This window comes from Bacillus salipaludis (assembly GCF_030938565.1).
GTDB classification, from domain to species: Bacteria; Bacillota; Bacilli; order Bacillales; family Cytobacillaceae; genus Neobacillus; species Neobacillus salipaludis_A.
The window spans coordinates 5,216,493-5,239,896 of sequence record NZ_JAVGVR010000001.1 but is presented as its reverse complement, the minus strand read 5'-3'; the positions used below and the strand labels follow the sequence as shown (position 1 = coordinate 5,239,896).

Here is a 23,404-nt window from a genome sequence, read left to right as displayed (position 1 = left end):
TTTTTAGTTATCCTTAAAATAGCGGGTCAGCCCATTATATAGGCCTGTAGCGGCATTTTCTTGGTATTGGTTTGAATTTAAGGTCATTTCTTCTTCAGGGTTGCTTAAGTATCCAAGTTCCATTAAAGCCGCATTTTGACTATTCTCCCGGATGACATGATAATCGCCAAAACGAACTCCTCGATAATTCAGCTTTGTTTGATTAATAGTTGACGAATATAAATATTCAGCAAGCGATTTTTGATAGGTATGATAGTAATAACCAGTCATGCCCCGGACACTACTATTACCATTTGCATCATAATGTATGCTGACAAAGGCATCGGCTTGATAGGTACGTGCAATACTGACTCTTTCAGGGAGAGAAATATAGGTATCGCTATTTCGCGTAAGGATTACGTTCGCACCGCTGGCTGTTAATTTATCATACAAAAGCCTTGCCGTTCGTATGGTCAGATTCTTTTCAAGTGTTCCGCTCGCACCGGTTGTCCCAGTGTCTAATCCACCGTGGCCGGGGTCAAGGACAATTGTTTTATTTCGTAAATCCGAACCTGCTCCTTTTTTCTGAATTGATGGAGAAGTACCGTTAGTGGAAACTAACCAGCCTGCTACATAGCCGATCGAACCATTAGCGAGCTTAATCGCATACCAATCGTTTTCCTCTCTTTTTACGGCAAATGTATCTCCTGCATTTGCTCTTAATAACACATCCGATTGGACATTCGGTCCTTTGCGAATATTGGTTCCATTATTGACTATCGTAACCTTGTTAGCTTTTGCGACTGGCTCGGAACTGACATTCGGTGTCGTTACATCCATATACCAACCAGCTACCCAACCATACCGATTCGGCTCAAATTCAATCTTTATCCAATCATTCTTCTCCCCTAAAATGGAAAAGCTTTGACCTTTATGTACTGAACCAATTATCGTTGCATTTAAGGATGCCTCGCTGCGAATACTAAGGCTGCCTGCTGTTACAGTTCCAATCGTCCCTGACGTGCTTGAAGTCGTGTCATTGCCCTTTTGAGTATTCGTTTGAAAATCAAGAAATTGACTGCTGACCCAGGCAGCCTGTCCGTTAAATTGGATTTGAGTCCAATTATTTTGGGTGCCGTAGACGTTGACTGTCATACCCTTTGATAGTTTTCCTACCGCTGCACTGGCTGACGATGGGGAAGTGCGGACGTTTAAGGACGGTACTGTAACAACACCGACACTTGTTTTGTTGGATGTAACGCTAGTATCATTGTTCGCTTTAGAAACTACCCAATCCGCCACCCAGCCAGTTTGGCCAGCAGATAGTTTTACCTCGATCCAATCGCCTTTTTCCCTAATGATTGAATACTTTTCCCCTTTATTTGCTTGTTTCACCAATGGATAGCTTAATCCGGGACCTTCTCTGATGTTAACAACCGCGGAGGAAATGGTAATTGTTCCACTTGCAGCCATACTATTTCCTTGCGGCAAAAATCCCGCTATCAAAGTAAAACAAAATACGAGAATAATGAATTTTTTGCCCATCTTGTTTCCTCTCTTAATTTTGCACTTTTCTATTATTTTATCGTAAAGGGGAATGGAAATCATTCCTTTCTTGTAAAAAAAGTCCAATATTCCTCTATCAGATGTTGATAATTCTTTCTTTAATCCTGCAATTTTTCTCTATGATTGGTAACAATAGAGAATATAGATGAGGATTCGAGGTGATTGGTTTATGAGAGCAAGTGAAAAAGGAATGAACGTCCAATCGATGGAAGGCCGGATTTTTGGAGTTGATTTTCATGATTTTATTCAAAAAGAGCAGCATGCGGGTACCATTGAACTTGCTTCTGAATTTGGATTGAATATGAGAGATGTCAGAAGGTTAAAAAAACATCTTGGAAGGTCTTAAAACTCACTTGACAATCTTCCTGATGCTCCGTATTATTATATAAATAAAATGTCATATTTAGTGATAACTAATGATGGAGCACAGTAGTTAAGCATAAAGCATGAAAAGAGAGGAAATGCCCCAGGCTGAAAGCATTTCTGCATGAATCTTAATGAAGGAACACTCCGTAGGTTTCTCTCTGAAAAAGGTATACTCTAGTAGGAGAAGAACGTTAACAGGCGTTAACTGTACGAGCGGAAGAGTCCAAATTTGGGCTTTTCAACTAGGGTGGCACCACGGGACTATAACTCTCGTCCCTTGTATTTATACAAGGGATGGGAGTTTTTTATTTATTTTTTTACATATTTGTTAGGAGGAAAATGGAAATGTCGATTAGCATTCCACGGGGAACGCAGGATATTTTACCCGGTGAAATTGAAAAGTGGCAAATGATTGAAGCAAAAGCGCGCGAACTTTGTGAGAAATACCAATACCATGAAATTCGTACACCGATTTTTGAACATACTGATCTCTTTTCAAGAGGTGTGGGTGATACGACCGATATTGTTCAAAAAGAAATGTACACCTTTGAAGACCGAGGCGGACGGAGCATTACACTGAGACCGGAAGGAACTGCTGCGGTTGTAAGGTCTTTTGTTGAGAAAAAAATGTTTGGCTATGCGAATCAGCCAGTAAAGCTTTATTATATGGGCCCGATGTTTCGATATGAGCGCCCGCAGGCCGGACGTTTTCGCCAATTTGTTCAGTTTGGAATTGAAGCACTAGGAAGTAACGATCCCGCAATTGATGCAGAAGTCATTTCTCTAGCAATGAACTTGTATAAAGAAATGGGTTTAAAGAAGCTGAAACTTATCATTAACAGCCTTGGAGATAAAGAAAGCCGGATTGCACATCGGAATGCATTAGTGAATCACTTCCAGCCACGGATTGGTGAGTTTTGCCATGACTGCCAAAACCGTCTTGAAAAAAATCCACTACGGATTCTTGATTGTAAACAAGACCGCGATCACGAGCTGATGAAAACAGCTCCGTCTATTCTTGATTATTTAAATGATTATTCAAAAGCTTATTTTGAAAAGCTGCAGCAATATCTTACACAATTGGATATTCCGTTTGAAGTGGATGCGAACCTGGTCCGCGGCTTGGATTATTATAATCATACTGCATTTGAAATCATGAGTAATGCGGAGGGATTTGGCGCGATTACCACATTATGCGGCGGCGGAAGATACAATGGTTTGGCAGAGGAAATCGGCGGACCTGAAACACCGGGAATTGGCTTTGCCCTTAGTATCGAACGATTCATTGCTGCCCTAAATGCTGAAGGCGTTGACCTCGAGATCAATCAAGGCATTGACTGCTATTTGGCTGCACTTGGCGAAGAGGCAAAGGATTATACGGTAGGACTTTTACAGCAATTAAGAATGGCTGGTTTTTCGGCTGAAAGAGACTATTTGGATCGAAAAATCAAAGCCCAATTTAAAGCAGCTGACCGATTAAATGCCCGCTTTGTTGCCATTCTTGGCGACGATGAGTTAAAAAATAATAAAATCAATGTAAAAAATATGGCGACAGGTGAACAGGTAGAAATAGATTTAGATTCATTTATTCAACACTTTCAAAGGTTGCAACCATAAGGGGGAAAAACAATGTTTGGCAGATCGTATTTTTGCGGAGAGGTTCCGGAAACAGCAGTAGGAGAGAAAGTAACATTAAAAGGATGGGTGCAAACCAGACGCGATTTGGGCGGAGTCATTTTTATCGATCTTCGTGACCGGTCTGGGATTGTACAGGTCGTATTTAATCCGGATTTATCACAGGAAGCACTTGAAATAGCTGAAAAAATCCGTAGTGAATATGTTCTAGATATTCAAGGGACAGTGGTTGCCAGAGAGGCATCGACCATTAATGAAAAAATTAAAACCGGTAAAATTGAAGTACAGGCTGAAAAAGTAACCATTATCAATGAAGCGAAAACACCACCATTTATGATTACTGATACAACAGATGTTTCAGAGGATGTCCGTTTGAAATATCGCTATTTAGATTTCCGTCGTCCGGTTATTTTTGAAACCTTAAAAATGCGCCATCAGGTGACAAAACAAATTAGAGACTTCTTAGATTCCGAAGGTTTCTTAGACATTGAAACACCGATTTTAACAAAAAGCACGCCTGAAGGTGCCCGGGATTATCTAGTACCAAGCCGCGTTCATCCTGGTGAGTTTTATGCGCTGCCACAATCACCGCAGTTGTTTAAGCAATTGTTAATGGTTGGCGGTGTTGAGCGATATTATCAAATCGCCCGCTGTTTCCGTGACGAAGACCTTCGTGCAGACCGTCAGCCTGAGTTTACTCAGGTCGATATTGAAACAAGCTTTTTAAGTCAAGAAGATATTATGGCCTTAATGGAAAAAATGATGACTCAAGTCATGAAAGAAGTTAAAGGTATTGAGATTCCTGCTCCATTCCCGCGGATGACGTATGATGAAGCAATGAGCCGCTTTGGTTCAGATAAACCGGATACCCGTTTTGGTTTAGAGCTTGTTGATCTTTCTGAAATTGTGAAGGATTCAGGCTTCAAAGTCTTTTCAGCTGCTGTGGCAAATGGCGGTCAAGTAAAAGCTATTAATGTAAAAGCTTCTGCGGATAAATATTCTCGTAAAGATATTGATGCCTTAACAGAATTTGTTGCTGTATACGGAGCAAAAGGTCTTGCTTGGTTTAAGGTTGAAGCTGAGGGGATAAATGGTCCAATCACAAAATTCTTCTCTGAAGAAGAAGTAAATGCGATGAAAGCGACGCTTGAAGCTAGTGTTGGTGATTTAATTCTATTTGTTGCTGATAAAAAGAGTGTTGTCGCTGATGCATTAGGTGCACTAAGAATTAAACTTGGTAAAGAATTAGGGTTAATTGACCAAAGCAAGTTTAATTTCCTATGGGTTACAGATTGGCCATTACTTGAGTTTGACGAAGAGGAAGGCCGCTATTTTGCTGCCCATCATCCATTTACAATGCCGTTCAGGGAAGATCTTGAATACTTAGATACGGATCCAGGAAGGGTTCGCGCACAAGCCTATGACATTGTTCTTAACGGCTATGAGCTTGGCGGAGGTTCTTTAAGGATTTTTGAACGGTCCATTCAGGAAAAAATGTTCAAGGTGCTAGGTTTTACACCTGAAGAAGCGAACGAGCAATTCGGATTCCTGATGAATGCCTTTGAATATGGAACACCGCCGCACGGTGGGATTGCCCTTGGCTTAGACCGTTTAGTCATGCTCTTAGCAGGCAGCTCTAACCTTCGTGACACGATTGCTTTTCCGAAAACAGCAAGTGCAAGCGACTTGTTAACGGATGCACCAGGTGAAGTTTCCAAGGCACAATTAAAAGAGCTATATTTAACACTAAATGTAAATAAATAACAATAAAACGCTTTCATGAACCCTTGAATGCCGATTTATTTTATGCTATTATAAAACCAATCCAAAAGAGTCCTGAAGTGTTCGTTGTATTACCTGAAATATTGACCGAACATTATTTCTTCGGGAGTCCAGAGTTTTTCGGCAGCGCAAATGCCTCGGCCCATAGCGGATTAGGGGACTTGCAAAACAGAGAACAGGACACCCACCTGCTAAGTGCGGGATCAATATGAAGGAAGCCAAAAGCGACGGCACGATTGGGACTCTTTTCAAATTGACCTTGATAAACCTCCTATATGGGAGGTTTTTATTTTCCCATATTTTTAATAAATCTTATCTGAATACTTGTTTTTAAATGATGGTATGATATATTTTTATTCGGGAAAAAGATACCTAATGAAATTAACATAACTGGAGTGAAATATATGCTGCATCAATTTTCTCGAAATGAGCTGGCGGTTGGTAAAGAAGGAATGGATATCATGAAAAACAGCACGGTTGCTGTTTTAGGAATCGGGGGAGTCGGTTCTTTTGCCGCCGAGGCGCTTGCTCGTTCCGGTGTCGGCCGTCTTATTTTGATTGACAAAGACGATGTAGACATCACCAATGTCAACCGTCAGCTTATTGCTTTATTATCAACAATTGGCAGACCAAAGGTGGAAATCATGGAGGAGAGGATTAAGGATATTAATCCGGATTGTGAAGTGATTTCACTAAAAATGTTTTATACGGAAGAAACTTATGAAGAAATTTTTAACCACAATATCGATTTTTTTGTAGACGCCTCCGATACGATTATTTATAAAATCCATTTAGCGAAGGAATGTTTAAAGAGAAATATTCCAATCATTTCAAGTATGGGTGCAGCAAATAAAATGGATCCAACCCGTTTCCAAATTGCCGATATCTCTAAAACACATACAGATCCGATTGCAAAAGTGATCCGGACTAAACTCCGTAAGGAAGGAATTCGCAAGGGGATTCCTGTTGTTTTTTCCGATGAGAGCCCGATCGTGATTCGTGAGGATGTCCGTCAGATTGTCGGGAATGACAAAGCGGAGATTCGTAAGGCTAAGATGCCGCCAGCTTCCAATGCCTTTGTTCCGTCTGCCTGCGGTTTAATCATGGCAAGTTATGTGGTAAGAGAATTATTAAAAGATATCAAAATTCAACGCGTGTCAGATGAGAAATAAGCTTAAGGCCCTGAACTTTGTTCAGGGCTTTTGTTTATTTTTAATAAGATTTTATAAAAAAGCGGTGGTGTCTTCTTTTTGAAACACCCTCATCAATTATTTTAACGGTATTGTTAAAACATCTACTTTTGAGCCATCTTTCGCCGAATAAATAAATAGCTCGAATGCTGCCCCTTCTCCTGTTTTTTCAGCAAGTGACTTGTCAAAGGAAATCTCAAAATTTCCCCATGCTGGAGCTCCTTCGGTTTGATAATGGTCTTGTAGAATGGTTTTATTACCGGAAGTTACCGCATATTGAAAGACACCTTCAAATACTCTTGCCTGCCCTTTTACCATGATTTTACCGTCTTTTTCAGATAAGACTACGTTTTTAAAGGAATTGTTTTGGTATACCTTTGGGTCATCCTCCTTAGGAGGCTTCTTGGTCCCGGTAGAAGGCTTATTTGGATCGGCCGGGGGTGTTGTTGTTTCCCCTGAAGGCTTCGATGGAACACTTTTTGGAGGCTTGGTGGTCTCATGTTCGGTTACACTGGGTTTCTGTTTAACATCCACATGGACCCTAACACCCAAACTGTACGCAATAACTCCTAAAATCACGATGATACACAACATTAACAAGTTTGTTAGTTTCATTAGGTTCACCCCCAAAACCGCTTGATTTTTTTCTTCCATCTTACCCCTATTATATTCATCACCCCCTCCCTTTCTACACAATATCGAATCTTTTCGTACGTCGCAGGTCCTAGAATTGACTCATTCTCAAGCCGTTTTAATCAAGAAAGACCTCACATTATAATAAAAATTAGAAGGAATGACATCAAATGCAGGAAAAATTTTCAAATTTAAGTTAAACTGGTAAGGTGGCCTTTTTTCGACAAAAGATAGAGAGAGGAGAAGATGAGTTGGATTCGATTGTAGAATTAAAAGATGTGACGAAAATAATCAAAGGGAGAAAGATCATAGATCAAATTAGTTTCCAGGTAAACAAAGGGGAGGTCTTTGGCTTTTTAGGGCCAAACGGGGCCGGGAAAACTACGACCATCCGGATGATTGTGGGCTTAATGGGCATCACTTCGGGTGACATTACCATTGGAGGAGCCAGTATTAAAAGTAATTTTGAGGATGCTGTCCGCCATATTGGTGCCATTGTTGAAAATCCGGAAATGTATAAATTCTTGAGCGGATATAAAAACCTTGTGCATTATGCAAAAATGTCAAAAGGAATAACGAAAGAGAAAATTGATGAAGTGGTCAAACTGGTCGGGTTAACAGACAGAATCCACGACAAGGTAAAAACGTACTCACTGGGAATGCGGCAAAGATTAGGTTTGGCGCAATGTCTTTTACATGACCCCGAGGTACTTATCCTCGATGAACCCACCAACGGTTTGGACCCGGCTGGAATTCGGGAAATCCGCGACTATTTGCGCCTCCTTGCAAGGGAAAAAAATATGGCTGTCATTGTATCAAGTCATTTGCTTTCAGAAATGGAAATGATGTGTGACCGCATCGGAATTATTCAAAACGGCCGTTTAATAGATGTACAGCTTGTCCAAGAATTTGTGCAAGGTAATGAAGTCACATATGAACTTGAAGTGATTCCAAGTGAAAAGGCACGCTCCATCATCCAAAACCATTATTCAGACGTTAGAGTGTCCCATTCGAGAAATGGCGTATCTTTGGAGCTGGCCAAAGAAGAAATTCCGAATTTAATAAAGTTATTGGTGGAAGGTAACGTTCAGGTCTTTGGAGTTAAAGAAGTGGCAAAAACATTAGAGGACCGCTTCCTTGAGGTTACAGGTGAAAAGGAGGAAGCTAGAATATGATGAATTTAATTCAAAATGAATGGATGAAAATTTTTAAGCGCCCAGGAACGTTTGTCATGATTGCAATTCTTCTTGTCGCAGCGTCGATTGTGGCTGGCTTTTTTAAATATCAGGAGTCAGGAAGTAAAGCCGGCGTTGACCAAAAATGGGAGCAAAACCTGAAGCAGGAGAATGATGCTTTAAAGAAGCAGTATGACCGAAGCGGATCAAAGATCGAAAAACAATTCCTTAAAAGAGAGATAGCCATCAATGATTACCGGATTGAGCATCATATTGCCCCACAGGAAAGCTATGATGTTTGGACCTTTGTAAAGGATGCTTCGCAATTAATATCATTAGCAGGGCTGTTTACGATTATTGTTTCCGCAGGGATTGTTGCAAGTGAATTTAATTGGGGCACGATTAAGTTGTTGTTAATCAGGCCGATTAATCGAACGAAAATTTTACTCTCTAAATATTTAACAGTTTTACTTTTTGCATTATTCCTGCTGGCCGTGCTTTTTGTATATTCAACCGTCATTGGCGCGATTTTATTTGGGATGCCTGACCAGGCTGTGCCATATTTGAATTACAATAATGGTACAGTGACTGAGCAGAATATGGTGGTTCATTTAATGAGTTATTATGGTTTGAGCTCGATTGGAATGATTATGCTGACAACCATGGCATTTATGATTTCGTCTGTGTTTCGAAACAGTTCACTTGCCATTGGTATCTCCATCTTTTTAATGTTTTCCGGAGGAAACTTAACTCAATTATTAGCATTGAAATTTGATTGGGCTAAATATATCTTGTTTGCTAATACGGATCTCATGCAATATTTTGAAGGTTCTCCGATGGTGGAAGGAATGACCTTATCATTTTCCATCATCATGCTAATTGTTTATTTTGTTGTTTTCCAATTTCTGGCCTTCTTTACTTTTAAAAAGAGAGATGTGGCGGCGTAATATTGTTGATACCCGCTAAAAAGTGTTGATAACGGCAGAAAAAAATAGCCTCCGCGTAACGCGAAGGCTATTTTTTTCTGCCTGTTAGTTTTGCATAGACCGTGGCCAGTGCTTGTTCAAACTTTCCAGTCTTTTTTGGTACATAGTATTGTTTATTTTTTAAGCGATTCGGTAAATATTGCTGCGGGACCCAGCCATTTTCATAGTCGTGCGGGTATTTATAGTCAATTCCCCTGCCCAGCTCTTTTGCACCTTTATAATGGGCGTCGCGCAAATGGTCAGGAACTTCTCCAACATTGCCTTTTTGAATATCCTCAAGCGCGGATTGAATCGCAAGCACTGCTGAATTGGATTTTGGTGATAAACATAATTCAATCACTGCGTTAGCAAGCGGGATTCTTGCTTCCGGGAAACCGATTCGTTCTGCTGTTTCAATCGCCGCCAGCGTCCGTGCCCCTGCCTGGGGACTGGCAAGACCGACATCTTCAAAAGCGATGACAAGCAAGCGTCTACTAATGCTTACCAAGTCACCAGCTTCAATTAACCTGCCAAGATAATGAAGTGCAGCATCTACGTCACTGCCGCGAATTGATTTTTGGAAGGCGGAAAGAACATCATAATGGCCGTCCCCATCCTTGTCAGCAGCAAAACTCTTCTTTTGTAAGCATTCTTCTGCTATTGCCAAGTCAATATGAATAACGCCTTCCCCGTCCTTATCGCTCGAAAGGACAGCTAATTCTAGGGCATTTAAGGAACTTCTAACATCACCATTTGATCCGATTGCAAAATGATTTAGAGCTTCATCGGTCAAGACAACCCTTACGTTTCCAAAGCCTCTTTCCGCGTCTTCTAAAGCTCTTGTCAATGCTATTTTTACTTCTTCCGGCTCCAGCGGCTTTAACTCGAAAATTTGACATCGGCTGCGGATCGCCGGATTAATCGCGTGGTATGGATTGCTCGTCGTTGCCCCTATTAAAGTAATTAATCCATTTTCTAAATAAGGGAGCAAATAATCCTGTTTCGCTTTATCGAGGCGATGGACCTCATCCAAAAGAAGAATTACCTTTCCGGACATTTTTGCTTCGGCAACGACAATCTCCATGTCTTTTTTATTATTGGTTACGGCATTTAGGGTGCGGAAAGCATATTTAGTACTTCCGGCAATTGCACTTGCAATCGAGGTTTTGCCAATTCCAGGCGGACCATATAAAATCATCGACGTCAGCTGTTTAGCTTTTACCATTCTGGCAATAATTTTTCCATCGGCAACAAGATGCTGCTGTCCGACAACCTCTTCAATGGTTCTGGGACGCATCCGAAATGCTAGAGGCTTTTGCTGCATAATCATCTCTCCAACTGAATACTGTCTTTTCTTATTGTCTAGCTTCAGCGCCTAGCCCCTCTAGGTCGCTTCGGCCCAGCCGATGAAGTCAAAGAACGACTTCACCGTCTGGGCCTCCAGCGCTTTTCGGGGCTGACCAAGGCGCTTCCGCTTTTCTTATTACGATATCATTTTTTCTGTGAAAAGCATATTAAAGAACAATATGGTATAATAAATAAATGCCTATCAAGTTACTGAGGATTTGATTCCTGTTGACATTATAAAAAATAATTTTAAAATAGAAAAAGTTGAAATGAGGTGCCTTTAAATGAAAATATCGACGAAGGGCAGATATGGTCTGACCATTATGATTGAACTGGCTAAAAAATACGGTGAAGGTCCGATTTCACTAAAAACAATTGCCCAAGCAAATGATTTATCGGAACATTACCTAGAACAATTAATTTCACCGCTTCGCAATGCCGGATTAGTAAAAAGTATTCGTGGAGCATATGGTGGTTACATTCTAGCTGATGATCCTGCAAAAATTACTTCCGGTGATGTGATTCGTGTTCTTGAAGGACCGATTACACCGGTAGAGGGTATTGAGGATGAAGAACCGGCAAAACGTGAGCTTTGGATTCGTATTCGCGATGCGATTAAGGATGTATTGGATAATACAACATTGGAAGATTTAGCCAGCCATAGCGATGATGGTGAGTCAGAAGCTTATATGTTTTATATTTAATGTCAAAGGTAATTGTATAGATTTCATTTGAATGAAGGTGGAATTATGGAACGAATCTATCTCGACCATGCCGCTACAACACCGATGCATCCAAGAGTTATGGAGAAAATGCTTGCAGCCATGAATGAAACCTTCGGGAATCCCTCAAGTATCCATTCTTTTGGAAGAGAAGCTCGGCACAGAATCGACCTCGCACGCGAAAGAATGGCAAAAAGTATCGGTGCAAAAGAGGTAGAGATTATTTTTACAAGCGGTGGAACCGAAGCGGATAATATGGCCCTATTTGGCGTTGCTGAAAGTTATCAAGCGAATGGGAAGCATATTATAACCTCACAAATAGAGCACCATGCAGTACTTCACGCCGGTCATAAATTAGAAAAGATGGGGTATGAGGTTACCTATTTGCCTGTGGATGAAACTGGAAGGGTGTCTGTGGCCGAATTAAAAAATGCATTAAGAGAAGATACTATTCTCGTCTCAATCATGTACGGGAACAATGAGGTAGGGACACTCCAGCCAATTGCTGAAATTGGGGAGCTCTTGAAAGACCATCAAGCAAAATTTCATACCGATGCTGTACAAGCCTACGGTGTTGAAAAAATAGATGTTAACGAATGTAATATTGACTTGTTGTCCGTTACAGCTCATAAAATTAATGGCCCGAAAGGTATCGGCTTTTTATATGCCCGCGAAAATGTTAAACTAGCGCCACGTCAATTTGGCGGAGAGCAAGAGCGAAAAAGACGTGCCGGTACCGAAAATGTTGCCTCAATTGTTGGTTTTCACGAAGCTGTTTTAATTTCGGCGGAAGAACTGTCTGAAAAAAGGAATAGGTACATGGGGTTTAAGGAGACGTTTATTCAAAAACTCCGAGAGCACAGAATCGATTTTGCACTAAACGGAACACTTGAACATTCGCTGCCACATGTATTAAACTTAAGCTTTCCGGGGACAAATGTCGAGCAAATGCTTGTGAATCTCGATTTGGCGGGAATAGCGGTCTCTAGCGGTTCAGCATGTACAGCGGGTTCGATTGAACCTTCTCATGTACTGGTTGCTATGTTTGGAAAAGGATCTGAGCGGTTAATTAATTCGATTCGCTTTAGCTTTGGTTATGATACGACTACAGAGCAAATAGTGAGAGCGGCTGAAGAGACAGCCAGAATTGTAACTCGCTTAAAAAAATAGATGTACGAAACACTTTTATGAGATAGAGAGGTGAAAAAAGATGGAGACTAGAGAGCCAAAAGATATACGAGTGGTGGTGGGCATGTCCGGTGGAGTCGATTCTTCGGTTGCAGCGTTACTTCTAAAACAGCAAGGTTATGATGTTATCGGGATTTTTATGAAAAACTGGGATGATACGGATGAGTTTGGCGTTTGTACGGCGACAGAGGATTATGAAGACGTAATCCGTGTTTGTAACCAGATTGGCATTCCATATTATGCCGTTAATTTTGAAAAACAATATTGGGATAAGGTATTTACCTACTTTTTAGAAGAATATAAGGCGGGCCGAACCCCGAATCCGGATGTCATGTGCAATAAAGAAATTAAGTTTAAGGCTTTTCTTGAGCATGCGGTGAACCTCGGTGCTGATTATCTGGCAACAGGCCATTATGCGCAGGTTGAGTACCGGGATGGAGAATATAAAATGCTCCGTGGTCTCGACGAAAACAAGGACCAAACCTACTTCCTAAACCAATTGACACAGGATCAGCTTAGCAAGGTCATGTTCCCGATTGGTAATCTTGAGAAATCCAGGGTAAGGGAAATTGCCAAGGAAGCTAATCTTGCGACTGCAACGAAAAAGGATAGTACTGGTATTTGCTTTATTGGGGAAAGGAACTTTAAAGAATTCCTAGGCCAATACCTGCCTGCCCAGCCGGGTAATATGGAAACTTTTGACGGAAAAGTTATGGGAAGGCATGAGGGACTTATGTATCACACCATCGGTCAACGTCATGGACTCGGAATTGGTGGTGCCGGTGACCCATGGTTTGCAATTGGAAAGGACCTAAAACGTAATGTCCTTTATGTTGGACAAGGCTTTCATAATGAAATGCTTTATTCCGATTCCATTATTGCGGATGCCGTCAGCTGGGTTTCCAATCAAGAAAAACCTGCTGAATTTGAATGCACTGCAAAATTTCGCTACAGGCAGGAAGACCATAAAGTAACCGTCCATCTTCTTGAAGACAACAAGGCGAAAGTGGTCTTTCATGAGCCAATCCGCGCCGTTACCCCAGGACAAGCCGTCGTCTTCTATAACGGTGACGAATGCCTCGGCGGCGGAACCATCGACGAAGTCTACAAAAATAACGAGCGCCTGACCTACGTCGGCTAAAAAAATCCCTGATTCCCCTTTTGGAATCAGGGATTTTTTCGACAAATTTCGGGCGGTGCCTGTCACCGCCCGAAATTTATCGAATGAACTTACCATAGAAAAAAATATGGTATACTCTCAATAGAATGGAGTTGACTAGTTTGGATAAGAACCAATTGGGTGTTAAATATATGCAGGAGGGTAATTGGGAGGAAGCGGCGAAGGCTTTTAATGAGGCGATTTCTGATAGTCCGCAGGATCCGGTTGCTTATATTAATTTTGGAAATGTGCTTTCTGCTGTTGGGGATGATGAGAAAGCTTTGAAGTTTTATGAGAAGGCGATTGAGCTAGATGAGAATGCTGCAGCAGCTTATTATAGTGCGGGAAACCTCTATTTTAATAAGGAACATTTTGAGCAGGCGAAAAAAATGTTTGAAATGGCGTTGAAAAAAGGGCTTGAATCAAGTGATAACTTTTTTATGCTCGGTATCACCCTTATTCAGCTCGATCAAGGGAAATTTGCACTGCCTTATTTACAAAGAAGTGTGGAATTAAATGAAGAAGATGCTGAGGCACGCTTCCAATATGGATTATGTCTCGCTCAATTACAATTCATTGATGAGTCAATTGTGCAATTGGAAAAATGTTTAGATCTTGATTCCCAGCATGCAGATGCCTGTTATAATTTAGGTGTTGCCTATGGCTTTAAAGAAAATCCAGAAAAAGCAGCAGAAATGTTTGATAAAGCACTTGAAATTCAGCCGGATCATTTGCTTGCCGGCTACGGAAAAAAACTAATTGAGAATGAAAAATAATTATTAACCCTTATGTCTCAAGGCCATGGAAGGAGGGAGTGTAATGGAAAAGCAGGACTCACTTGATTTATTTGCCGAACAAGGAAAGTTCGTGAAGGGGAAGCATCTTGTAACGATTTTTCATAATGAGCAAAATCTATACACCGTCCTGAGAATTCGTGTGGAAGAAACCAATGACCAATATGAGGACAAAGAAGCAGTGGTAACTGGTTATTTTCCGAAAATTCACGAACAGGAAACGTATATTTTTTACGGTGAATTTAAGGAACATCCGAAATTTGGTCTTCAATTTCACACCAATCATTTCCGAAAAGATATTCCTCAAACCGAACAAGGTGTTATTACTTATTTATCAAGTGAAATGTTTAAAGGGATTGGCAAAAAGACGGCGGAGAATATTGTTAAAGTATTAGGAGAAAATGCAATATCAAAAATTCTTAATCAGCCATCATTGCTCGATTCTATTCCAAAGCTGCCTCCTGAGAAGGCGAAAATGCTTTATGATACGTTAATGGAACATCAGGGACTCGAACAAGTCATGGTCGCCTTAAATCAATATGGCTTTGGTCCGCAGCTTTCGATGAGAATTTATCAAGCTTATAAGGAAGAAACCCTTGGTATTATTCAGAAAAATCCTTATAAATTGGTCGAAGATATCGAAGGAATCGGTTTTGGCCGGGCAGACGAACTAGGGTATCAGCTTGGCATCTCCGGAAATCACCCAGACCGAATCAAAGCAGCTTGCCTTTACACGCTTGAAAATGAAAGCATGCAGACAGGACATGTATACATACCTGCCAAAGACTTATTAGAAAAAGTAAAAAACCTTCTAGAAGAAAACAAACGAGATCAAATTGAATTTTTGGATATCTCGAATGAAGTTGTTAAGCTTGAAGAAGAGGGGAAAATAATTGGCGAAGAGCAGCGTGTTTACCTCCCCTCTTTATATTTTGCTGAAAAGGGCCTCGTGACCAATATTCATCGAATCTTAGAGCAATCCGAGTACAAAGAACAATTTCCTGAATCAGAGTTTTTACTTGCACTTGGAAACCTTGAAGAAAGACTCGGCGTGGAATATGCCCCCTCGCAAAAAGAAGCGATCCAAACGGCCTTAATGTCCCCAATGCTTATTTTAACAGGCGGACCAGGCACTGGTAAGACGACCGTCATCAAAGGGATTGTCGAGCTTTATGCCGAACTTCATGGCTGCTCCTTAGAGCCAAAGGATTATCAAAAGAAAGACGAACCCTTTCCTTTTTTACTTGCCGCACCAACGGGCAGAGCGGCGAAAAGGATGAGCGAGTCGACAGGTCTTCCTGCCGTTACAATTCACCGTTTACTTGGTTTTAATGGAACAGAAGGTTTTGACCGAGATGAAACAACACCGCTTGAAGGAAAAATTATTATTGTAGATGAAACGTCCATGCTCGATATTTGGCTGGCCAATCAGTTGTTTAAGGCGCTTCCGGAGCATATACAAGTCATTTTGGTCGGAGATGAAGATCAATTGCCATCTGTCGGGCCAGGACAGGTTTTAAAAGATCTGTTGAACTCAGAAAGAATTCCGACGGTTAGATTAACCGATATCTATCGTCAGGCAGAAGGGTCTTCTATCATTGAACTTGCCCATGATATTAAAAAGGGGTTTATACCGGCTAATGTAACATTCAAACAAGCTGATCGATCCTTTATCCGCTGTTCAACTGCACAGGTTGCGCAGGTTGTGGAAAAAGTCGCATTAAATGCAAAAAACAAAGGATATTCGGCAAAGGATATCCAGGTGTTGGCACCTATGTACCGCGGACCGGCAGGGATTGACCGCTTAAATGTTTTACTACAGGAAATTTTTAATCCCAACCCAGATGGTTCGCGTAAAGAAATTACTTTCGGTGATGTAAAATACCGAATCGGTGACAAAGTGCTTCAGTTGGTCAATCAGCCGGAAAATAATGTTTTTAACGGTGATATTGGCGAAATTATTTCGATCATCTATGCAAAAGAAAATACCGAAAAACAAGATATGATTTACATTTCCTATGAGGGTCATGAGGTAGAATATACAAAGCAGGATTTGACGCAAATTACCCATGCTTATTGCTGCTCAGTCCATAAGTCGCAGGGAAGCGAGTTTCCGATTGTCATTCTCCCAATCACAAGAAGCTACTACCGAATGCTGCGGCGGAATTTAATTTATACAGCGATTACCCGCAGTAAACAATCATTAATTCTCTGTGGTGAAGAAGATGCCTTAAGGATGGGCGTCGAAAGAGCGGATGAATTAAGCAGACTTACGACCCTTTGCCATAAGCTGCAGGAATCCATCCCTGCCAATGGAACCGAAACAAATTCGGAAACACAAATTACCGATGGGTTGACATTAGAGGAAACCTTAATGAAGGTTGATCCAATGATTGGAATGGAAAACCTTACACCTTATGATTTTATGGTTAATAACTGAAACTATAAATGTTCGGAAAGGTGGGACACTTTTTGCGGACATTTTCTTTATTAAAAAATCAACCGGTGTTTGACATCAAATCAGGGACGAAAATCGGTGAAGTAAGTGATTTGTTTATCACAAGCAATGGAGTCGTAAAAGGTTTATTGGTCAAAAAAGGCGTTTTCAAACAAACCGTTTTTTTGGACATTCAGAACATTGCTTCCTTTGGGGCGGATGGTGTCATGATTGAAGATGCTGACCATTTAGAAAAGCTTAAAACACCTCCGGAATATACTTTTTCGCATCAACATCCCTTAAATGGGCACATGATTGTATCAAAGAGCGGAGATTCAATCGGCTTATTAAAGGATGTATATTTTCTGGAAGAATTGGGCACAATCGTAGGGTATGAAATTACGGATGGCTTCTTTTCAGAAATCACTGAGGGGAAACAGGTTATTCAATCCGAAAAGCCCCCGGCGATTGGAAGAGATGCCATCATCGTAGATGTTAACCAAACGTGAGGTGTCTTTTTCATGTTAAAGTGTCCCAATTGCCAGAGTAAGGATATCGGAAAAATTGGTATTAACCAATATTATTGCTGGAATTGTTTTATTGAATTGTCCCTTTCTAAAGGCATTATTAATACCCATCAAGTCGAGGAAGATGGGACTCTTAGTTCCTTAGATGATTTGTTTGAAGAAGAAGAGCGTCGTTACACCATTTAATTTTAATCAGCTAGCACCTGTTCGGAGAATTCCTATCTTAAAGAAGAGGTGATACGTATGAATAAAATGATGACGACTGTTGTTGCTTTTGGGGCGGGAATGGCAGCTTACAACTGGGCACAGCGAAACAATGTTATGTCAGCCCGCAATATGAAAAAAATGCAGAGGAAAGTTAAACGAACGATCTTTTAAACCAAAACCCCCTCCATTAGAGGGGGTTTTTAATGCATAATTCCTACCTCCCCCTCCAACACTAACCAAAAAGGGGTGAGTGGGTTGGATATTCGTATGAAATGGTATTACCGAATTGGGTTCTTGCTCCTTTTATTAGTGGCGATTTATTTGTTTTTTAAAATTCGTTTTGTCTGGCTGCCAATAGTAAAGGTTGTATTTTATATTTTATTACCTTTTCTAATAGCAGGTTTTATTACCTATCTGCTTCATCCGATTATAGAAAAGCTTCATGAAAAAGGACTTCACCGTGGCCTTGCAATATTCCTCATCTACTGCCTATTCTTTGGAGGTCTCGGCTATGCTTTATACAAGGGAATTCCAGCTTTTATCAATCAGTTAAAAGATCTATCGGAAAGTGCTCCACTTTTAGCGGAGCAATACCGTGGCTGGATTCATACTCTTCAATCCCATACACGGGAATGGCCGGATGGACTTCAAGGAAAAATGAATGACGGAATTGATGCATTTGAGGAAAAGTTAAATTCTTTGCTCACTATCATGGTCGAAATTCTCTTAAACTTTCTTAATTCTGCGTTAATCGTGATGATTATTCCATTTATCGCATTCTATATGTTAAAGGATTTCCCCTTAATTAAACGAGTGGTGTGGTATTTAACCCCTCGGAAATGGCGCAGACAGGGAAAACGTTTTTTAAGGGATGTAGACGATTCATTGGGGAGTTACATAAGGGGGCAGCTCCTTGTTTGTGTCATTATTGGCAGTGCTGCATCACTATTATTTTGGGTTTTTCATTTGCGTTACCCGCTCCTTTTAGGATTTATTGTTGGGATAACGGATGTCATCCCTTATTTTGGTCCTATTTTAGGTGCAGTTCCGGCAGTTATTATTGCCGCTACCCTTTCAGTAAAGCTTGTGATTGTTACAATCGTAATTATTTTAGTGCTACAATTTCTTGAAGGGAATATTCTTTCCCCTTATATTGTCGGAAGAAGTCTTCATATGCATCCGCTCCTCATTATGCTCGCCATCACGGCCGGTGGAGAAATTGGCGGTGTTATTGGGCTCATTTTGGCTGTCCCGGTACTTGTTGTCTTAAAGGTGGGAGCTAATCATGCAAAAAATCATTTTATCCAAAAAAATACGAAGGATTCCCCGTCCTAATTGACAAACAATTTTAGAGTGGCTATAATTCGTCATATAGTATGAATAAAAATGTATGTAACATGTTGAAGGATCGAGTATGTTGTAGACCATTTGTAACGCCTAAAGTGCGTGAAGAGAGGAGCTTCCAAGGCTGAAAGAAGCTCTAAATGAAGGATGACAGAAAGCTAATCCAGAGTGCAGCTAATCCCTGCCGTTTTGCCGCGTTAAGGCAGCTGAGAGATGAATACAGCTTTTGTATTCATAATCAGGGTGGTACCGCGAGTCAAGTCCTCGTCCCTGTTTTAGGGATGAGGGCTTTTTTGTATTTTTTTAAATATAGGCTGTGTTAAAGGTCAATGTTGATTTTTTAACCCTATTGATTGGAGCGGAAGGCACGAAGACTCCTCGAAAATGCTAACGCATTTTCTTCGTGCGTGGGCGGATTCAAGGAAGCAATTCAGTGTCCTGTGGGAGTACGGGGCAGGGGAGACCCCGCTTGGAGCAAAGCGACGAGGAGGCTCCCCGGACCGCCCACGAACCGCTTGTGCCTGAGAGCGGAAATCAACAGACAAGTTTAACACACCTAAATATATTAGGAGGTCTAAACAAATGAAAAATTTAACAGGCTCTGAAATCCGCAAAATGTTTTTAGACTTTTTTAAAGAAAAAGGTCATTCCGTTGAACCAAGTGCACCCCTTGTACCGATTGATGATCCATCGCTTCTTTGGATTAACAGCGGGGTTGCAACCTTAAAGAAGTATTTTGACGGCCGGGTCATTCCGGAAAATCCAAGGATTACAAATGCACAAAAATCAATCCGTACCAATGATATTGAAAATGTTGGTCAAACAGCCCGACACCATACATTTTTTGAAATGCTTGGGAATTTCTCCATCGGTGATTATTTCAAAGAAGAAGCGATTATTTGGGCATGGGAGTTTTTAACGGATCAAAAATGGATTAATTTTGATCCAGAATTGCTGTCCGTTACCATCCATCCGGAAGACGAAGAAGCATATGAAATTTGGAACAAAAAGATTGGGATTCCTGAGGAACGCATTATCCGCCTTGAAGGGAACTTCTGGGATATCGGTGAAGGCCCAAGCGGTCCAAACTCAGAGATATTTTATGACCGCGGTCCGGAATATGGTGATGACCCGGCAGATCCAGAGCTTTATCCTGGAGGAGAAAACGAACGATATCTTGAAGTATGGAACCTAGTATTTTCGCAATTTAACCATAATCCAGATGGAACCTACACGCCGCTGCCAAAGAAAAATATTGATACCGGCATGGGCTTAGAAAGAATGGCGTCTGTCGTTCAAAATGTTCCAACAAACTTTGATACGGATTTATTTATGCCAATTATTCGTGCAACAGAAGAAATTTCAGGCGAAAAATATGGTGCAGACAAGGAAAAAGATGTTGCCTTTAAGGTAATTGCCGATCATATTCGGACAGTTGCATTTGCTGTTGGTGATGGTGCATTGCCTTCTAATGAAGGTCGTGGTTATGTATTGCGCCGCTTGCTTCGCCGCGCGGTCCGTTATGCAAAACAAATCAATATAAACCGTCCGTTTATGTATGAACTTGTTTCTGTTGTAGGGGAAGTGATGCATGACTTCTATCCTCAAGTAAAGGAAAAATCAGAGTTTATTCAAAAGGTAATTAAAAATGAGGAAGAGCGTTTCCATGAAACACTTCATGAAGGCTTAGCGATTTTATCAAATGTCATTAAAAAAGAGAAGGAAAAGGGAAGCGACACGATTCCTGGAGCAGATGTTTTCCGACTGTATGACACATACGGATTCCCTGTTGAATTAACGGAGGAATATGCTTTAGAAGACGGGATGAAAATTGATCATGACGGGTTTGAAGAGGAAATGGAACAACAGCGCGAGCGTGCCCGCGCAGCTCGTCAAGATGTTGATTCCATGCAGGTTCAAGGCACTGTGCTTGGAAATCTGAAAGTCGAAAGCCAATTTATTGGCTATGGAAATCTTCAAACAAATGCTAAGGTTGTTGCGATTATTAAAGATGGTGAATTAGTCCAGGAAGCAGCAATTGGCGAAGAAATCCAGTTTATCCTGGATGCTACTCCGTTCTATGCAGAAAGCGGTGGACAAATTGCAGACCATGGTGTACTTCAGGCTGATGGTATTTCTGTAAAAATTAAAGATGTTCATAAGGCTCCAAATGGCCAAAACCTTCATAAGGCTGTGGTTGAAGCGGGAACCCTAAAAACCGGTCAAACGGTTACAGCTGTGGTTGACCAAGTAAACCGTGTGAAAATTACAAAGAACCATACGGCTACCCATTTACTTCATCAAGCATTAAAGGATGTACTTGGAACCCATGTTAACCAGGCAGGATCATTAGTTGAACCTGATCGGCTTCGTTTTGACTTTTCCCATTTTGGACAGGTAAAACCGGAAGAACTTGAGCAGGTTGAGCAAATTGTGAATGAAAAGATTTGGCGAAACATGGAGGTAGATATCAATTTAAAACCAATCGCTGAAGCAAAGGCAATGGGGGCGATGGCCCTATTTGGCGAAAAATACGGTGATATTGTCCGCGTGGTAAAAGTTGGTGATTACAGCCTCGAACTTTGCGGTGGCTGCCATGTTCCGAATACTTCCGTTATTGGTTTATTTAAGATTGTCTCAGAAGGCGGTATTGGTGCCGGGACAAGAAGAATTGAAGCGGTTACTGGTGAAGCGGCATACCTGCTTTTAAATGAACAGGTTGGATTGCTAAAAGAAGCAGCTGAAAAGTTAAAAACTAATCCAAAGGACATCGTATCTCGTATTGAGGGTCTTTCTGCCGAAATTAAGCAGCTGCATCGTGAAAATGAATCATTGGCAGCAAAGCTTGGAAACATTGAAGCAGGAAATCTTGTTTCCAGGGCAAAGGAAATTGATGGTGTTAACGTATTGTTTGCAAAGGTTCAGGCAGCTGATATGAATAACTTAAGGAATATGGCTGATGATTTGAAACAAAAACTTGGATCTGCTGTCATTCTTTTAGGAAGTGTTCATGAAGGAAAAGTGAATTTAATTTCTGCTGTTACAAAGGATTTAAATGAAAAGGGCTATCATGCCGGAAAATTGATAAAAGAAGTGGCAACACGATGCGGCGGCGGTGGCGGCGGTCGCCCTGATATGGCTCAGGCTGGCGGTAAGGATCCTGAAAAACTTGATTCTGCCCTGCAATTCGTCGAAGAATGGGTAAAATCCATTTGATAATGGGACAAAGTAGTGTAAAATGTAGGTAACTGAATTAAAAAGCTCCAGCGACTTATCCAGACACTGGAGCTAGATTAGACAATTTTCTCCTTATCACGAATGCGAGGTGCAATAAAATGAGCTCATTTGACAAAACGATGAGGTTCAGTTTTCCTGAAGAGCCTTTTGAACACGATGTAAACGATGTTCTTTTCCAAGTATACGAAGCCTTACAGGAAAAGGGGTACAATCCAATTAATCAAATTGTCGGCTACCTTTTATCCGGTGATCCTGCGTATATTCCAAGGCATCGGGATGCCCGCAACATTATTCGCAAGCTTGAACGGGACGAAATTATTGAGGAATTGGTTAAATCATATTTAAAACAACAGCGTGAGGTTTAATGAATGCGCATCATGGGATTGGATGTAGGCTCAAAAACAGTCGGGGTGGCCTTAAGTGACGAACTTGGCTGGACTGCACAGGGTTTAAAAACGCTCAAAATCAATGAAGAAAAGAACGAGTTTGGTTTTGATGAAATTGGTCAAATAATAAAAGAGAATCAAGTCAGCCAGGTTGTCATCGGACTCCCAAAAAATATGAACGGCACAATTGGTCCGCGCGGAGAAGCAAGTCAAAATTTTGCAGCGGAGCTTGAAAGACGCTTTGATGTTCCGACCGTTTTGTGGGACGAGCGGCTTTCCACCATGGCCGCCGAGCGCGTGCTTCTTGAAGCAGATGTAAGCCGGAAGAAACGGAAGAAAGTAATCGATAAAATGGCTGCAGTGATGATTTTACAAGGCTATCTAGATAGCAAAAATTAATGAGGTGAAAAAATGGATCACGGCGAAAACAATATTACAGTAGTAGATGAGAATGGAAATGAACAATTATGTGAAGTATTATTTACCTTCGATTCAGAAGAATTCGGTAAATCATATGTTCTTTATTACCCATTAGGTGCGGAGGAAGATGATGCAGATGATATCGAAATCCATGCTTCTGCCTTTATCCCGACTGAGGACGGGGAAGACGGCGAATTAATGCCAATCGAAACCGATGAAGAATGGGATATGATTGAAGAAATGCTCAATACCTTCCTTGAAGAACAAGAGGACGAAGAATAAATGTAAGAAAAATGACCTATTTTATAGGTCTTTTTTTTGCCGAAAATCCTACTTTTTTCTGCA

Annotated in this window: 22 protein-coding genes, 1 other RNA gene and 1 other annotated feature; of the genes, 20 read left to right on the top strand and 3 right to left on the bottom strand. The window is 41.0% G+C overall.

Going from position 1 to position 23,404, the window contains the following annotated elements:
- Nucleotides 1-3: 3 nt before the first annotated feature.
- The gene (locus RCG21_RS26125) at nt 4-1,524 is read right to left on the bottom strand and encodes an N-acetylmuramoyl-L-alanine amidase family protein (protein WP_133334450.1); all 1,521 of its coding nucleotides are present in this window, start codon (nt 1,522-1,524) and stop codon (nt 4-6) included.
- Nucleotides 1,525-1,714: 190 nt separating this feature from the next.
- Between RCG21_RS26125 and RCG21_RS26120 the strand changes: the two genes are divergently transcribed.
- The 5 genes from RCG21_RS26120 to RCG21_RS26100 all read left to right on the top strand — a co-directional run bounded on the left by RCG21_RS26120 (nt 1,715) and on the right by RCG21_RS26100 (nt 6,500).
- Nucleotides 1,715-1,891: a hypothetical protein gene (locus RCG21_RS26120; protein ID WP_165976247.1), complete on the top strand. Its 177-nt coding sequence runs from the start codon at nt 1,715-1,717 to the stop codon at nt 1,889-1,891.
- 61 nt (nt 1,892-1,952) lie between these two features.
- Nucleotides 1,953-2,192 (top strand) — a binding site (T-box leader).
- 64 nt (nt 2,193-2,256) lie between these two features.
- Nucleotides 2,257-3,528 carry a histidine--tRNA ligase gene (gene hisS, locus RCG21_RS26115; RefSeq protein ID WP_133334452.1) on the top strand — a complete coding sequence of 424 codons (1,272 nt, stop codon included), beginning with the start codon at nt 2,257-2,259 and terminating at the stop codon, nt 3,526-3,528.
- A 12-nt stretch (nt 3,529-3,540) separates the two neighbouring features.
- The gene (gene aspS, locus RCG21_RS26110; protein ID WP_133334453.1) at nt 3,541-5,310 is read left to right on the top strand and encodes an aspartate--tRNA ligase; all 1,770 of its coding nucleotides are present in this window, start codon (nt 3,541-3,543) and stop codon (nt 5,308-5,310) included.
- A gap of 66 nt (nt 5,311-5,376) precedes the next feature.
- Nucleotides 5,377-5,575: non-coding RNA, 6S RNA (gene ssrS / locus RCG21_RS26105), on the top strand.
- Nucleotides 5,576-5,732: 157 nt separating this feature from the next.
- Complete coding sequence (locus RCG21_RS26100; protein WP_133334454.1) at nt 5,733-6,500, top strand: tRNA threonylcarbamoyladenosine dehydratase; 768 nt, start codon at nt 5,733-5,735, stop codon at nt 6,498-6,500.
- Between the two features lie 96 nt (nt 6,501-6,596).
- Here the strand turns inward: RCG21_RS26100 and RCG21_RS26095 are convergent, their stop codons facing one another.
- Nucleotides 6,597-7,133 (bottom strand): Gmad2 immunoglobulin-like domain-containing protein, encoded by a 537-nt coding sequence (locus RCG21_RS26095; protein WP_165976248.1) that lies wholly within the window; start codon nt 7,131-7,133, stop codon nt 6,597-6,599.
- Nucleotides 7,134-7,402: 269 nt separating this feature from the next.
- On the opposite strand from RCG21_RS26095, the gene RCG21_RS26090 reads away from it, so the two are divergent.
- On the top strand, nt 7,403-8,326 hold the full coding sequence (locus RCG21_RS26090) for an ABC transporter ATP-binding protein (RefSeq protein ID WP_133334456.1): 924 nt from the start codon (nt 7,403-7,405) through the stop codon (nt 8,324-8,326).
- Nucleotides 8,323-9,273, top strand: coding sequence for an ABC transporter permease (locus tag RCG21_RS26085; RefSeq protein WP_133334457.1), 951 nt, complete (start codon nt 8,323-8,325; stop codon nt 9,271-9,273). Before RCG21_RS26090 ends, RCG21_RS26085 begins: the two co-directional genes overlap by 4 nt.
- A gap of 67 nt (nt 9,274-9,340) precedes the next feature.
- Here RCG21_RS26085 and RCG21_RS26080 read toward each other — a convergent pair whose 3' ends face one another.
- Nucleotides 9,341-10,615, bottom strand: coding sequence for a replication-associated recombination protein A (locus RCG21_RS26080; protein WP_133334458.1), 1,275 nt, complete (start codon nt 10,613-10,615; stop codon nt 9,341-9,343).
- 307 nt (nt 10,616-10,922) lie between these two features.
- On the opposite strand from RCG21_RS26080, the gene cymR reads away from it, so the two are divergent.
- The 13 genes from cymR (at nt 10,923) to RCG21_RS26015 (ending at nt 23,341) form a co-directional block, all read left to right on the top strand.
- Nucleotides 10,923-11,342: a cysteine metabolism transcriptional regulator CymR gene (gene cymR / locus RCG21_RS26075; RefSeq protein WP_133334459.1), complete on the top strand. Its 420-nt coding sequence runs from the start codon at nt 10,923-10,925 to the stop codon at nt 11,340-11,342.
- A gap of 45 nt (nt 11,343-11,387) precedes the next feature.
- On the top strand, nt 11,388-12,530 hold the full coding sequence (locus RCG21_RS26070) for a cysteine desulfurase family protein (RefSeq protein WP_133334460.1): 1,143 nt from the start codon (nt 11,388-11,390) through the stop codon (nt 12,528-12,530).
- 40 nt (nt 12,531-12,570) lie between these two features.
- A complete protein-coding gene (gene mnmA, locus RCG21_RS26065; RefSeq protein ID WP_133334461.1) occupies nt 12,571-13,689 on the top strand; it encodes a tRNA 2-thiouridine(34) synthase MnmA in 1,119 nt (372 codons plus the stop codon).
- Between the two features lie 140 nt (nt 13,690-13,829).
- Nucleotides 13,830-14,483: a tetratricopeptide repeat protein gene (locus tag RCG21_RS26060; RefSeq protein ID WP_133334462.1), complete on the top strand. Its 654-nt coding sequence runs from the start codon at nt 13,830-13,832 to the stop codon at nt 14,481-14,483.
- 43 nt (nt 14,484-14,526) lie between these two features.
- Nucleotides 14,527-16,941, top strand: coding sequence for an SF1B family DNA helicase RecD2 (gene recD2, locus RCG21_RS26055; RefSeq protein WP_133334463.1), 2,415 nt, complete (start codon nt 14,527-14,529; stop codon nt 16,939-16,941).
- A 32-nt stretch (nt 16,942-16,973) separates the two neighbouring features.
- Nucleotides 16,974-17,447 (top strand): PRC-barrel domain-containing protein, encoded by a 474-nt coding sequence (locus RCG21_RS26050; RefSeq protein WP_133334464.1) that lies wholly within the window; start codon nt 16,974-16,976, stop codon nt 17,445-17,447.
- Between the two features lie 12 nt (nt 17,448-17,459).
- Complete coding sequence (locus RCG21_RS26045; protein ID WP_026572354.1) at nt 17,460-17,651, top strand: YrzR-like zinc ribbon domain; 192 nt, start codon at nt 17,460-17,462, stop codon at nt 17,649-17,651.
- Between the two features lie 57 nt (nt 17,652-17,708).
- On the top strand, nt 17,709-17,843 hold the full coding sequence (locus tag RCG21_RS26040; protein ID WP_133334465.1) for a YrzQ family protein: 135 nt from the start codon (nt 17,709-17,711) through the stop codon (nt 17,841-17,843).
- Nucleotides 17,844-17,927: 84 nt separating this feature from the next.
- On the top strand, nt 17,928-19,007 hold the full coding sequence (locus tag RCG21_RS26035) for an AI-2E family transporter (RefSeq protein ID WP_133334466.1): 1,080 nt from the start codon (nt 17,928-17,930) through the stop codon (nt 19,005-19,007).
- 591 nt (nt 19,008-19,598) lie between these two features.
- Nucleotides 19,599-22,232: an alanine--tRNA ligase gene (gene alaS, locus RCG21_RS26030; RefSeq protein ID WP_308913893.1), complete on the top strand. Its 2,634-nt coding sequence runs from the start codon at nt 19,599-19,601 to the stop codon at nt 22,230-22,232.
- A 119-nt stretch (nt 22,233-22,351) separates the two neighbouring features.
- Complete coding sequence (locus tag RCG21_RS26025; protein ID WP_026572357.1) at nt 22,352-22,618, top strand: IreB family regulatory phosphoprotein; 267 nt, start codon at nt 22,352-22,354, stop codon at nt 22,616-22,618.
- Nucleotides 22,619-22,621: 3 nt separating this feature from the next.
- Nucleotides 22,622-23,038, top strand: coding sequence for a Holliday junction resolvase RuvX (gene ruvX, locus RCG21_RS26020; RefSeq protein WP_133334468.1), 417 nt, complete (start codon nt 22,622-22,624; stop codon nt 23,036-23,038).
- Between the two features lie 12 nt (nt 23,039-23,050).
- A complete protein-coding gene (locus tag RCG21_RS26015) occupies nt 23,051-23,341 on the top strand; it encodes a DUF1292 domain-containing protein (protein ID WP_026572359.1) in 291 nt (96 codons plus the stop codon).
- Nucleotides 23,342-23,404: the final 63 nt, after the last annotated feature.